Here is a 14,128-nt window from a genome sequence, read left to right on the forward strand (position 1 = left end):
CGCCGCCCGGCTCAGAGGAAATAGAGCCAGGTCAGCAGCGCGAAGCAGGGCATCAGAAAGATGAAGGACCACGCCATGTAGCCGAAGAAGCTCGGCATGGCGACGCCGCGGCTCTTGGCGATGGCGAGCACCATGAAGTTCGGCGCGTTGCCGATATAGGTGAGCGCGCCCATGAACACGGCACCGGCCGAGATCGCTTCCAGCGTTACCGCATATTTCGTCATCAAGAGCTGCGGGTCGCCGCCGGCGAGGTTGAAGAAGACGAGATAGGTCGGTGCGTTGTCGAGGAAGCCGGAGAGCAGGCCGGTCATCCAGAAATAGCCGGCATTCACCGGCTCGCCCGCCGGATCGGTGACGAGGGCGACCAGCGGGGACAGCGCGCCGTTCGAGCCGGCCTTCAGGATGGCGATCACCGGAATGATGGTGAGGAAGATCGCCGCGAAGAGCTTGGCCACCTCGCGGATCGGCTCCCAGTCGAAGCCATTGCGCTCGCGGATGAAGGCCGGGGTGATCCAGAGCGACACGCCGGCAAGCGCGATCAGCGTGACATCGCGCACGATGGAGGGCAGCGCCACATGGGTGCCGAGAATGTCGAACTCGATGCCGGGCTTCCACAGCGCGCTCATCAGGATCGCCGCGATCACGCCGCCGAGCAGCGGGATGTTGCGCTTGCCGCGCAGGCCAAGGCTCTCCGTCTCCGGCGTCGGATCGGCCTTGGGCGGCAGCTTCTCCTCGCGTGAATAAAAGTAGCGGTCGAGCAGATAGAAGGCGGGAAGCAGCACGGCGGCGAGAACGGCCGTGTCGTGGAACAGGTGCCGCGTCGTCCAGAAGAAGTCGACGCCCTTGAGGAAGCCGAGGAACAGCGGCGGGTCGCCGAGCGGCGTCAGCGAGCCGCCAATGTTCGACACCAGGAAGATGAAGAACACGACGATGTGGACGTTGTAACGCCGGTCGTCATTGGCCCGCAGCAGCGGGCGGATCAGCACCATGGAGGCGCCGGTCGTGCCGATGAAGCTCGCCAGCACCATGCCCGTGGCAAGAAGGCCGGTATTCACCGCCGGGCTGCCACGCAGATTGCCGGTGAGCAGGATGCCGCCGGAAATGGTGAAGAGCGAGAACAGCAGGATGATGAAGGGGATGTATTCCAGCGTCGCGGCGTGGACGACCTCATAGGTCGCCAGCCCCGTGCCATAGACCGCGACGAAGGGCACGAGGAAGGCGAGCGCCCAGAACAGCGCCACCTTGCCGTAATGATGGTGCCAGAAATGGCCGGCCAGCAGCGGCAGAATGGCGATGGAGAGCAGCATCCCGACAAAGGGGATGCCCCAGAGCAGCGGCAGGGTAGCGCCTTCGATGCCCGCGCCCGGCGCGGCGAAGGCGGGCGCCGCGCCCATGAACAGGAGGGCGGCGGACAAGGCGGCGGTGGCGGCGGCTTTCGTCGTCGGCATCGGTCTTCCCTGCGGCTTGAATGAAGTGATACCCCGGTTAGCAACGCCCTCCCCCGGTGTCGAGCAAAACCGGATTTCGCTGGTGCCGATGTGATCACGCGCGTCGGCCGGGGCAGAGAGCCGCCGCCGGGGTGTGCGCGGCGGGTTGGCGGGGGCGACCGGGCTGCGCTAGAGGTGAGCTGTGCCCACCCCTGCCGCGCCGATCCGCGGCGATGAGGATCCCATGCCCCGCGCCGTCGCCGGTCCCGAGATCGAACGCCTCATCCAGCTGCTCGCCCGCGTGCCCGGCCTCGGGCCGCGCTCGGCCCGGCGCGCGGCGCTGCAGCTCATCAAGAAGCGCGAGCAGTTGATGAGTCCGCTCGCCGGGGCGATGCAGGACGTGCTCGGCAAGATCGCCACCTGCCGGGTCTGCGGCAATCTCGACGTGCGCGACCCCTGTTCGGTCTGCACCGACGAGACCCGCGACCCGACGCTGCTGATCGTGGTGGCGGATGTCGCGGACCTGTGGGCGCTGGAGCGGGCGGGTGCGCTCAATGCCCGCTACCATGTGCTGGGCGGCACGCTCTCCCCGCTCGACGGCGTCGGGCCGGATGAGCTGAACCTCAAGACGCTGATGGCCCGCGTGCAGGTAGGCGAGGTCAGCGAGGTGTTGCTGGCGCTCGGCGCCACGGTGGATGCGCAGACCACCGCCCATTACGTCACCGAGCTGCTGCGCGAGAGCGGCGTGAAGGTCACCCGCCTCGCCCAGGGCGTGCCGGTGGGCGGCGAGCTCGATTATCTCGACGAGGGCACGCTGTCGGCCGCCATCCGCGCCCGCACCAGCCTCTAGCTGGTCGCGGCCAGCGTGCGGAAATGCCCGCGCGCCTGCAGATAGGCGAGCAGGATGAGGCTCGGCACGGCAGCGATGAGCGAGCCGGCGAAGAACCAAAACCAACCCAGCTCCGTCGCCACATAGCCGGCCGAGGCGGCGAGATAGGTCCGCCCGGTTGCCGCCAGCGCAGTGAGCAGGGCGTATTGCGTCGCCGTGTGCAGCGGGTTGCGGCACAGGCCCGAGAGATAGGCGACGAAGATCACCGTGCCGATGGCGCCGGTGAAGTTCTCCGCGACGATGGCGATCGACAGGGCGGTGTAGTCATGCCCCTGCGTCGCCAGCCAGGCGAAGGACAGGTTCGAGGCGCTCTGCAGGATGGCGCCGATCCACAGCATGGTGGGAAGCGGCAGGGCCCGCGCCGCCATGCCGCCGACAATGCCGCCGACCAGCGTCGCGCCGAGGCCGAGCCCCTTCACGATGGCCGCGTAATCGGTGCGGGTGAAGCCGAGGTCGATGACGAAGGGCGCGGTCATGGCGCCGGCAAAGGCGTCGCAGAATTTGTAGAGCACCACAAAGGCGAGGATGGCGATGGCGAGCGGCTGGCCGAGAAACTCGGTGAAGGCGCTGATCGCCGCGCGCAGCACGCGCTTCACCGGCGACTCGGCCGCCTGCGCCGCTGTCTCGCGCCCCGCCGTTGATGTGGGCTCACCGGAGCACAGCGTGGTGACAAGGCCGATGCCGACGCAAGCAGCCATGGCGAGATAGCCCCAGCGCCACGCGGCCGCGGCGTCGAGCCCGAAGCCGTCCTGGATGAAGGTCACGAGGAACAGCGCGCCGGCGGTCGAGACCAGCATCCCCACCCGGTAGGCGAAGACATAGGCGGCCATGCCGGCGGCCTGTTCGGAGAGGTCGAGGCGCTCGACGCGGTAGGCGTCGATCACGATGTCCTGCGTCGCCGAGGCGGCGGCGACCAGCAGCGCGGCAAAGGCGACCAGCCACGGCGCAGCGCGTGGATCGACGCTCGCCAGCAGGCAGATGGCCCCGGCGAGCAGCAGCTGGGCGAACACCATCCAGCCGCGCCGCCGCCCGAGCCAGCGCGAGAGCAGCGGCACGGGCAGCGCGTCGACCACCGGCGCCCAGAGGAACTTGATGGCGTAGGGCGTGCCGACCAGCGCGAACAGGCCGATGGTGGTGAGATCGACCCCCGCCTCGCGCATCCAGATCAGCAGCGTCGAGCCGGAGAGCGCCAGCGGCAGGCCGGAGGAGAAGCCGAGCAGCAGGATGGCGATGACGCGCGGGCGCAGATAGACGGCAAGGCCCGCGAGTACGCCGGTCGCGGGTGGATCCGCCGCGTCGGGTGGGCCGGCCGGGTGGCGGGCAGCGTCGGTCATGGCGATGGCGCATCCGTCGAACCGCCCGATTCGCCCCGGGCCGGGTGTCCTCTCTAGCGCGGAAGGGGAACGCTGTCGCGCGCGCCCCTCACGCCTGCGGCGCGGCGGGCGGGCTCGCCACGGCGGGCTTGTCCGGCACCGGGATCACATCCACCGCCACGCTCAGCTTCTGCCGGCCCGAGCCGAGCAGCACGCCGCCGATCGGGGCGACATCGGCATAGTCGCGCCCGACCGCCAGCACGACATGGTCGGTCGAGACGCGCAGCGCGTTGGTCGGATCGAGCCCGACCCAGCCAATGGCCGCGCCGCACCACACCGCGACCCAGGCATGGGTGGCATCCGCGCCCTGCAGGCGCTCCTTGCCGGGCGGCGGCTCGGTGCGCAGGAAGCCGGAGACATAGGCCGCCGGCAGGCCGAGGCCGCGCAGACCGGCGATCATGATGTGGGCGAAGTCCTGGCAAACGCCGCGCCTTATGGTGAAGGCCTCCAGCGCCGGGGTGGAGACGTCCGTGGCGCGTGAATCGTAGGTGAATTCCTCATAGAGCCGGTTCATCAGCTCGACCGCGCCGGCCAGCATCGGGCGTCCGGCGGGGAAGCTCTCCGCGGCCCAGTCGGTGATGGGCGGGCTCAGCGGGACCAGCAGGCTGGGAAAGATGAAATGCGCCGGCGAGGCGGGCGAGACATCGAGCACGGCGGCGGAGGCGCTGCGCACCGCTTCCCACGCCGGCGAAGCGTCCTCGTCCCAGCCAGTGGCCGGGGTCACCTCGACGCGGGCGCGGGTATGCACCTTGAAATCGGTGTGCGGCGTCTCGATGCGGATATGCACGACCCGGTTGCCGAAGAAGTCGCGCGTGTCCGTCCACTCCACCGGCTCGGGCTCGACGGTGAAATGGCTCGCCACCACGCGCTGGCCGAGCCGGTCCACCGGCACCATGCGCACGACATGGCGGGCGACCGGCACCGGGAAGGCATAGGAATAGGTCGTGGTCTGGTGGATGTCGTAGAACATGGCCCGATCCTACGCCAAGAGATCCCAGGGCGTCTCGATCGGCAGGCGATGAATGAAATAACGCTCGGCCACCTCGTTGGAGAGCTCCATCAGGTGCGCCTCCACCTCGCGCAGCCGGGCATCGTCGAACTCGATGGCATCGAACGCCTTCATGGAAGCGGCAAGGCGCGCGGCGAGGCGTTCTTCGGGCGGGGGCGGCTCGTCGCCGAGATGGCCGGGCAACTGGTCGAGATGAGCCATGATGGCGTCGATCTGGTAGGCGAGCGAGCGCGGGTTCACCGGCTCCAGCAGCACGAGATCGAGCACCGGGGCGCGGCTTTCCACCATCACATAGCGTGAGCGGTAGGTAATCTGGCTGTCGCAGAGTTCCAGCAACACGTCGAGCGTGCCGGCGGTCGGCTCCTCGCCCAGCGCGCGGGCGAAGCGGCAGGTGGCGATGGCGCGCTCGATGCGGCGGCCAAGATCGAGGAAGCGCCAGCCCGCCAGCCGGTTCATGTTTTCCGAGGCGAGACCGGAAAAGGCGGCGAGCGCGCGCAGCGCACGGTCGGCCCGCTCATAGGTGTCCGGCTCGGCGGCGGAGAGCCGCTCATTGATGAGCACGACGAGGTCCGCCAGCGTGCGCCACGCATCCGGCGACAGCCGGTCGCGGATGACGGAGGCGGATTGCCGGGCGGCTTCGATGAGGTTGGGCACCGCGCCCGGCAGGTCGCGGCGGGTGAGCGCGGCGAGCGCGTGGCGGGCGGGGCGCACGCGACCGAGTTCGTCCGGCACCGCGCCCCAGGACTGCAGCAGCGCCATCAGCTTGGCGACCGAGGAACCGCCGCCCTCGGCCGAGGAGGACAGCCGGCCGACCAGCGTGCGCAGCAGGCGCAGCGTCATCTCGGCGCGTTCGACATAGCGCCCGAGCCAGAAGAAATTATCCGCCGCTCGGCTGGGCAGCGGGCCGGTCTGCCGCTTGATCTCGACGCGGTCCACTGCCGGCAGCAGCGTGGTCTGCTCCACCGGCGTGTCGTCGAGCACCCACACATCGGCCGAGCGGCCGCCGCCCTGCATGGTGACGGCGCGAGCGTCGAGAGTGTCGGAGACGCGGCAGAAGCCGCCGGGCATGACCTTCCAGCCGTTTTCCGTCGCCGCCGCGAAGATGCGCAGGATGAAGGGTCGCGGCTCCAGCTTGCCATCGTGCCAGACCGGCATGGTGGACAGGCGCGCCGCCTCCTGGCCGACGAAATCGACGCCGCGCGCGCGGATCGCCGCCTCCAGCCGGGCGCGGCCTTCCTTGTCGAGATCGGCGCCGATGGTCGAGCCCTGGTCGAGCACGCCCGGCAGCGTGCGCCGGAAGGCGGGGGAGATGACCAGATCGTCCAGTTCGTCGAGCACGCGCTCGCGCTCGGCCTCCTGCCCACACCACCAGGTAGCGACATTGGGCAGGAGCAGATTCTCGCCCAGCACGCGCTTGCCGAGGCGCGGCATGAAGCCCATAAGCGCATTGGCCTCGACGACGCCCGCGCCGACCGCATTGGCCACCGCGACGCCGCCCGAGCGGATCGCCTGCACGAGGCCGGGAATGCCGAGCCGGGAGCGCGGGTTCAGCTCCAGCGGATCGGCATAGTCGGAATCGAGGCGGCGCAGCAGCACGTCGACTCGCTTCAGCCCGGCGACGGTGCGCACATAGACGAGGTTGTCGCGCACCGTGAGGTCTTCGCCCTCCAAGAGCACGAAGCCGAGATAGCGCGCGAGATAGGCGTGCTCGAAATAGGTCTCGTTCAGCGGGCCGGGGGTAAGCAGCCCCACCCTGCCCTCGCCCGAGCGGTCGAGCCGGGTAAGGCCGGCGCGCAGCGCCTGGAAATAGCCGGCAAGCCGGACAACGTTGAGCGAGCGCGACAGGTCCGGCAGGGCGCGGGAGATGGCGATGCGGTTTTCCAGCGCGTAGCCGGCGCCGGACGGCGACTGGGTGCGGTCGGAGATCACCCACCATTGCCCGTCCGGGCCACGGCCGATATCGGCGGCATAGATGCGCAGGAAGCTCCCGCCATGCGGATCGACGTCGACCAGCGGGCGCAGGAAATCCGGGCTACCCATGATCGCCGCCGCCGGCAGCGCGCCGGACTGGACGAGATTGCCGGGCCCGTAAATATCGCCCAGCACGCTTTCCAGAAGCTGCGCGCGCTGGATGATGCCGTGCTCGATGGCGCGCCATTCCGCGCCGTCGATGACCAGGGGCAGGTGGGAAATCGGCCAGGGGCGCTCGCCGCCATTGGGATCGTCATAGACGCGGTAGAACACGCCGGAGCGGTAGAGGTGCCGGTCGGCCGCCTGGAAGCGGCGCTGCACTTCCTCGACACCCATTTCCGCCAGCGCCGCCAGCAGCGCGTGCCAATGCGCGCGCGGGCGCCCGTCGGCACCGACGAGTTCGTCGTGGACCCCGGGGAGCGGCTTGTATCCCGCCAGCAACGCGTCGACCGCTTCCTCCTCGAAGCGGCGGGTGAGCGCCTGCGGGTCACTACGTCTGGGCATGGGCTCCTCTATGCGCGCCCGAGCTTGCCTGAGGCAAGCCGACGGCGGTGGCGATGCGAGGCTTCACCACAGAAAGGCAACCGGGCCGGCAGCGTGCCGGCCCGCACTCACAGGCGCGGCGGGCGCCTGAGGTCGAGTGTCGCGGGGAATTCGCCCGAAGGCTCTTCCGGCGGCACGAACAGATAACCGGGCGTGTGGCCGAAATCCTGGAAGCGCGCGAGGCGGCGCGCCTGTGCCTCATAGGAGTTCACCGGGAAGGTATCGTAGTTGCGTCCGCCCGGATGCGCCACATGATAGACGCAGCCGCCCAGCGAGCGGTTGGACCACAGATCGACGATGTCGAAGGTCAGCGGGGCATGGACGGGAATCGTCGGGTGCAGACCCGACGCCGGCTGCCACGCCTTGAAGCGCACGCCGGCGACATATTCGCCGAAGCGGCCGGTCGGCAGCAGCGGCAGGCGCCGTCCATTGCAGGTGACGACGTGGCGGATCGGGTTCAGCCCCTGCACGCGGGCCTGAAGCCGCTCCACCGAGGAATCGACGAAACGCACCGTGCCGCCGACCGCGCCCTCCTCGCCGAGCACATGCCAGGGCTCCAGCGCCTGGCGCAGCTCCAGCGAGACGCCGCCATGCTCGACCTGCCCGTAATAGGGGAAGCGGAACTCGCGCTGCGCCTCGAACCAGAGCGGGTCGACGCGGTAGCCGGCGCGGCCGAGATCGTGGATCACGTCCATGAAGTCGGCCCAGACGAAGTGCTCGAGCATGAAGCGGTCGGCGAGCGCCGTGCCCCAGCGGGCGAGCGGGCCCTCCTGCGGCTCGCGCCAGAACCAGGCGATGAGCGCGCGCAGCAGAAGCTGCTGGGCAAGGCTCATGCGCCAGTCCGGCGGCATCTCGAAGGAGCGGAACTCGACGAGGCCGAGGCGGCCGGTCGGGCCGTCCGGCGAGAACAGCTTGTCGATGCAGATTTCCGAGCGGTGGGTGTTGCCCGTCACATCGGTCAGCAGGTTGCGGAACAGCCGGTCGACCAGCCAGGGCGGCGGTGTCGGCCCCTTGCCGGGGGTCGGCACGTTGGCCATGGCGATTTCCAGCTCATAGAGCGAATCGTGCCGCGCCTCGTCGATGCGCGGGGCCTGGCTGGTTGGGCCGATAAACAGGCCGGAGAACATGTAGGACAGCGAGGGGTGGCGCTGCCAGTAGGTGACGAGGCTCTTGAGCAGGTCCGGCCGGCGCAGGAACGGGCTGTCCGCCGGGGTGGCGCCGCCGACCACCACATGGTTGCCGCCGCCCGTGCCGGTGTGGCGCCCGTCCACCATGAACTTCTCGGTGCCGAGCCGGGAGAGGCGGGCCTCTTCATAGAGGTCGCGGGTGATCTCGACGCAGGTCTTCCAGTTGCTGGCCGGGTGGACGTTCACCTCGATCACGCCCGGATCGGGCGCGACGCGGATGACGTTGAGCCGCGGATCGACCGGCGGCGTGTAGCCCTCGATATGCACCGGCAGCTTCAGCTCGGCCGCCGTGACCTCGACGGCGGCGAGCAGCTCCAGATAATCCTCGAGCCGCTCGGTCGGCGGCATGAACACGCAGAGCCGCCCGTCGCGCGGCTCGATGGCGATGGCGGTGCGGACCGAGCCGGTGCCGGTGAGCACCTGGTTCACCTTGTCCTGCTGGCCCTCATCGACCGTCATGCGGCGGTAGAGCTGGTGCAGCGATTCCGCGTCCGGCAGGTCGCCGGTGATCGCCATCGGATCGGCCGGATGGACATAAGGATAGGCGGCCGGCGGCACCCAGGGCAGCGCGGCGAGCGGCAGGCGGAAGCCGACCGGGCTGTCGCCGGGCACGAGGAACAGCTTGCCGCGCCGGAAGCGCCACTTCTCGCTGACCCAGCTGCGCGAGGAGCGCGCCTGCCAGCGCTGCACCGGCAGCACATAGCCGGTAGCCCGGCCCAGGCCGCGCTCGAAGACGCGGGCGATGCGCGAGCGCTCTTCTGGGTCGTCGAGCTTGGAATCCGCCGTGGTGACATTTTCCGGCAGGTCGCCTTCCTTGAGGATCCAGTGGCCGGGATCCTCGAAGGCGGGCTCGACGAAGTCGGTGCCGAGGCCGAGGCGGGTGGCGAGGTTCTCGGTGAAACCGCGCGCCTCATCGACCGTCGCGCCGGAAATGTTCTCGGTCGCCACCAGCGCCGGGTCGCGCCAGATCGGCTTGCCGTCCTTGCGCCAGTAGAGCGAGAAGGTCCAGCGCGGCAGGCTCTCGCCGGGATACCACTTGCCCTGGCCGTAATGCAGCATGCCGCCGGGCGCGAAGCGCTTGCGCAGGCGGCGGATCAGGTCATCCGCCCGCATCCGCTTGGTCGGGCCGACGGCGGAGGTGTTCCACTCGGCGCCCTGATAGTCGTCGATGGAGATGAAGGTCGGCTCGCCGCCCATGGTGAGGCGGACATCCTGCGCGGCGAGATCGGCGTCCACCTTATCGCCGAGCGCGTCGAGCGCGGCCCAGGCCTCGTCGGAGAAGGGCAGCGTCACGCGCGGCTTCTCGGCGACGCGGGTGACCCGCATGTCGAACTCGAAGGCGGTCTGCGTGCCTTCCGGCGCGGTGAAGCCGCCAGTGATCGCGGCGGCGGAGACATAGTTGGGCGTCGCGCAGAGCGGCAGATGGCTCTCGCCGCAGAGCAGGCCCGAGGTCGGGTCGAAGCCGATCCAGCCGGCGCCGGGCAGGTAGACCTCGCACCAGGCGTGCAGGTCGGTGAAATCGACCTCCGTGCCGGTCGGGCCGTCCAGCGCCTTCACATCCGGCTTCAGCTGGATGAGGTAGCCCGAGACGAAGCGCGCGGCGAGGCCGAGGCGGCGCAGGATCTGCACCAGCAGCCAGCCGGAGTCGCGGCAGGAACCCGCCGCGAGCGCCAGCGTCTCGTCCGGCGTCTGCACGCCCGGCTCCATGCGGATGACATAGCCGACGCGCTGCTGGAGCTTCTGGTTGAGCTCGACCAGGAAATCGACGGTCGCCACCTCGCCCTTCGGCCGGACCGACTCGACATAGGCGTCGAGCTCCGGGCCACCGGCTTCCGGCTCGAGATAGGGGATCAGTTCCTTGGCGAGCGCGGGCGGATAGGTGAAGGGCAGCGTCTCCGCGAACTCCTCCACGAAGAAGTCGAACGGGTTGTAGACCGTCATATCCGCGATGAGGTCGACCTCGACGCGGAACTCGGTGGTCGGCTCCGGGAAGACGTAGCGCGCCATCCAGTTGCCGAACGGATCCTGCTGCCAGTTCACGAAGTGGTTGGAGGGCGTGACCTTGAGCGAATAGCTCTTCACCGGCGTTCGGCAATGCGGCGCGGGGCGCAGCCGGATGATCTGGGGGCCGAGGGTCACCGGCTGGTCGTATTTATAGGCGGTGACGTGATGCAGGCTGGCGAAGATTGTCATAGGCACCCAACTGGACAGCGGACCCGTACGCGGCGCTTGACCGGCGCCGGGGCGCCGGAGCGAAAAGCCTCGCGCCCGACAACCGGCACGACGCCTCCGGCCTCTATGACGCAGGAATCGTGCCGCATGGGCGGGCGAGGCCAAGGATAACGCAGCGTCGCGCCAGCCCGCAGCCGAGAGCGCCCGCGACGACGACGCAGATCAGCAACCGCCTCAGGAAGCGCCAGTTGCCTGCCGCTTAATGAGGCGCTGGTCACCTCACGCGGCCGGGTGGGGCGCGGCGGGGGGCTCGCCCGCCGGCGGCTCATGGCCGGCCGGGGCCGTGTCCTTGCGCTTGCCGCGCCGCTCCTCGAAGCGCTGCAGCACCGCGTAGAAGGACGGCACGAACAGAACCGCGAGGCAGGTCGAGGCGAGCATGCCGGAGAAGACCGCGATGCCGATCGACTTGCGCGAATTGGCGCCCGCGCCCGTCGCCAGCACCAGCGGCAGCACGCCGAGGATGAAGGCGAAGGAGGTCATCAGGATCGGGCGGAAACGCAGCCGTGCCGCCTCCACCGCCGCGTCCATGATCTCCATGCCCTCCGCCCGTTTCTCGCGGGCGAATTCGACGATGAGGATCGCGTTCTTTGCGGAGAGAGCGATCAGCAGGATGAGGCCGATCTGGGTATAGAGGTTATTGGCGACGCCGAGGCCGGTGAGCGCGCCGACCGTCCCGAGCAGAGCCAGGGGCACGGCGAGCAGCACGGAGAGCGGCAGGATCCAGCTTTCATACTGGCCGGCGAGCACGAAATAGACCAGCAGAATGGCGAGGCCGAAGACGTAGTAGACCTCGTTGCCGACCACTTCCTCCTGATAGGACATGGCGCTCCACTCATAGCCCGTGCCCGGCGGCAGGGTCTGGCTCGCCACCTGCCCCATCACGTCGAGTGCCTGGCCGGAGCTGAAGCCGGTGGCCGCTGCGCCGACGATGGTGGACGCCGGGTAGAGGTTATAGAGCGTGATCAGCGGCGGGCCGAAGGCCGGCTCCACCTTGGCCAGCGTGCCGAGCGGCACCATCTCGCCCGAGGGCGTGCGGATCTTGAGGTTCAGGATCTCTTCCGGCGTGCGGCGGAAATCCGCCTCGGCCTGGATATAGGCCTGGAAGGTCTGGCCGAACTGGTTGAACTGCGTGACATAGGTCGAGCCGACATAGCCCTGCACGGTGGAGAACACCTGGCCGACGGTGACGCCCAGCGTCTCCGCCTTCACGCGGTCGATCTGCAGGAAGAGCTGGGGCACATTGGCGCGGAACGAGGTGCTGAGGCGCTGCAGCGAGGACTGCGACGAGGCGTTCTGCACGATGGCCTGCGTCAGGCCCTGCAGCTCCATGAAGTCGAAGCTGCCATTCTTCGATTCCACCATCATGGTGAAGCCGGAAGCGTTGCCGATGCCCTGAATGGGCGGGGGCACCAGCACGAAGGTCGCGGCCTCGTCGATCTGCTGCAGCTCGCGATTCAGCGTCTCGTAGATATAGAGCAGGCCCTCGCCCGCCTTGTCGCGCACGTCCCAGTCCTTGAGCATCACATAGGCGACGCCGGCATTGGGCAGGGTGGCGTTGTTGTCGAGCACCGACACGCCGGAGATGGCGATGACGTTTTCCACGCCCGGCGTCTTGCCGGCGATGGCGGAGATCTTCTCCATCACCTCGGTCGTGCGCTCGAGCGAGGCGGCGTCGGGAAGCTGCGCGCCGATCAGTACATAGCCCTGATCCTCGGTCGGCAGGAAGCCGGTGGGCACGCGGGTGAGGCCCCAGATGGCGACGCCGATCAGCACGAGGGCGACGGCGGTGGTGAGGTAGCTCACCTTCACCATGCGGCGGATGAGGCCGGCATACCAATGCTCGGCCTTGTCATAGACCGCGTTGAAGCCGCGATAGAACAGATTGCGCTTCTCCGGCGGCACCGGCGGGCGCAGCCAGAGGGCGCACTGGGTCGGCTTCAGCGTCATCGCGTTGATCGCCGAGATGAAGGCGGTGGCGGCGATGACGAGGGCGAATTGCTGGTAGAGCTGACCGGTGAGGCCGGGCATGAAGGCGGCCGGGATGAACACCGACATCAGCACCAGCGTGATGCCGATGATTGGCCCGAACAACTCGTCCATCGCCTTCTCGGCGGCGAGACGGCCGGGTAGGCCCTTCTCGATATGCCGCGCCACGCCTTCGACGATAACGATGGCGTCGTCGACCACGATGCCGATGGCGAGCACGATGGCGAACAGGGTCGACAGGTTCACCGTGAAGCCCATCGCCGACATGGCGGCGAAGGTGCCGATGATGGTGACCGGCACCGTGGTCGCCGGCACCAGCGTCGCGCGCCAGTCCTGCAGGAAGACCAGGATGACGATGAGCACGAGGATGCCAGCCTCGAACAGCGTCTTGTAGACTTCCTTCACCGAGGCGTTGACGAACACCGTGGTGTCGAACGGCACCTGATAAGCGAGGTCCGGCGGGAAGTTCTTGGACAGCTCGACCATCTTGGCGCGGACTTCCGTCGCCACCTGCAGCGAGTTGGCCTCCGGCAGCTGGTAGATGCCGAGCGCCGCCGCCGGCTGGCCGTTGAAGGTGAAGACCTGGCTATAGGTCTGCGCGCCAAGCTCAACCCGCGCCACGTCGCGCAGCCGGGTGATGCGGCCGCCATCGGCATTGCTGACCTTGACGATGATGTTCTCATAGTCGGCGGCGTCGTTCAGCCGGCCGGCGATGTTCATCGTGTACTGGAAGTTCTGGCCCTTCGGCACCGGCGGCATGCCGACGACGCCCGAGGCGACCTCCTGGCTCTGCTGCTGCACGGCATTGACGACGTCCTGCGGCGTCAGGCCGCGCGCCTGGAGCTGGTTCGGGTCGAGCCACATGCGCATGGCGTACTGGCCGGCGCCAAACACGTTGACATTGCCGACGCCGTTGAGGCGGGCGATCTCGTCCTGCAGGTTGATGATGCCGAAATTCGCCAGGAACAGGCTGTCATAGGTGTTGTTCGGCGAGTAGAGCGTGACGAATTGCAGGATCGCCGTAGACTTCTTCTGCGTGGTCACGCCTTGCAGCTGCACCGCCTGCGGCAGCGACGACATGGCGATGGCGACACGGTTCTGGACGAGAACCTGCGCGAAGTCCGGGTCCGTGCCGATCGCGAAGGTCACGGTCAGCGTGTAGGTGCCGTCCGAGGCGCTGGTCGACTGCATGTAGAGCATGCCCTGGACGCCGTTGACCTGCTGCTCGATCGGCAGGGCCACCGTGTCCACCAGCGTGCGCGCGCTCGCGCCCGGATAGAGCGTCGTCACCTGCACGGTCGGCGGGACGACGTTGGGATATTGCGCCACCGGCAGCGTCAGCAGCGCCACGCTACCGATCAGCACGAAGACCAGCGCCAGCACATTGGCGAGAACCGGCCGTTCGATGAAGAAACGTGAGATCATGGCGCGGGCCTTGGGTTCGGTCGGGACGGAGCAGCGTCAGGTATCGGCGGCGTCAGGCGTGATCGGGATGCGCGCCGGGGGCGAGG

The 14,128-nt window shown here is 68.7% G+C and carries 7 protein-coding genes; 1 reads left to right on the top strand and 6 read right to left on the bottom strand.

What is annotated here, in order from left to right; all coding sequences use genetic code 11:
* Window positions 1-11 precede the first annotated feature (11 nt).
* The gene (locus OU996_RS01805; protein WP_267583973.1) at window positions 12-1,448 is read right to left on the bottom strand and encodes a sodium:proton antiporter; all 1,437 of its coding nucleotides are present in this window, start codon (window positions 1,446-1,448) and stop codon (window positions 12-14) included.
* Window positions 1,449-1,671: 223 nt separating this feature from the next.
* On the opposite strand from OU996_RS01805, the gene recR reads away from it, so the two are divergent.
* On the top strand, window positions 1,672-2,277 hold the full coding sequence (recR, locus tag OU996_RS01810) for a recombination mediator RecR (RefSeq protein ID WP_267583974.1): 606 nt from the start codon (window positions 1,672-1,674) through the stop codon (window positions 2,275-2,277).
* Here the strand turns inward: recR and OU996_RS01815 are convergent.
* From OU996_RS01815 to OU996_RS01835, 5 genes are all read right to left on the bottom strand, one after another.
* A complete protein-coding gene (locus tag OU996_RS01815) occupies window positions 2,274-3,650 on the bottom strand; it encodes an AmpG family muropeptide MFS transporter (protein ID WP_267583975.1) in 1,377 nt (458 codons plus the stop codon). The genes recR and OU996_RS01815 overlap by 4 nt on opposite strands.
* Window positions 3,651-3,738: 88 nt before the next feature.
* Complete coding sequence (locus OU996_RS01820; protein ID WP_267583976.1) at window positions 3,739-4,659, bottom strand: transglutaminase family protein; 921 nt, start codon at window positions 4,657-4,659, stop codon at window positions 3,739-3,741.
* 9 nt (window positions 4,660-4,668) lie between these two features.
* Window positions 4,669-7,173, bottom strand: a complete 2,505-nt coding sequence (locus OU996_RS01825) for a circularly permuted type 2 ATP-grasp protein (RefSeq protein ID WP_267583977.1) — start codon at window positions 7,171-7,173, stop codon at window positions 4,669-4,671.
* A gap of 107 nt (window positions 7,174-7,280) precedes the next feature.
* A complete protein-coding gene (locus OU996_RS01830) occupies window positions 7,281-10,592 on the bottom strand; it encodes a DUF2126 domain-containing protein (RefSeq protein ID WP_267583978.1) in 3,312 nt (1,103 codons plus the stop codon).
* 258 nt (window positions 10,593-10,850) lie between these two features.
* Window positions 10,851-14,042, bottom strand: coding sequence for an efflux RND transporter permease subunit (locus OU996_RS01835; protein ID WP_267583979.1), 3,192 nt, complete (start codon window positions 14,040-14,042; stop codon window positions 10,851-10,853).
* Window positions 14,043-14,128 lie beyond the last annotated feature (86 nt).

This window comes from Ancylobacter sp. SL191, assembly GCF_026625645.1.
In the GTDB taxonomy this organism is placed as follows: Bacteria; Pseudomonadota; Alphaproteobacteria; order Rhizobiales; family Xanthobacteraceae; genus Ancylobacter.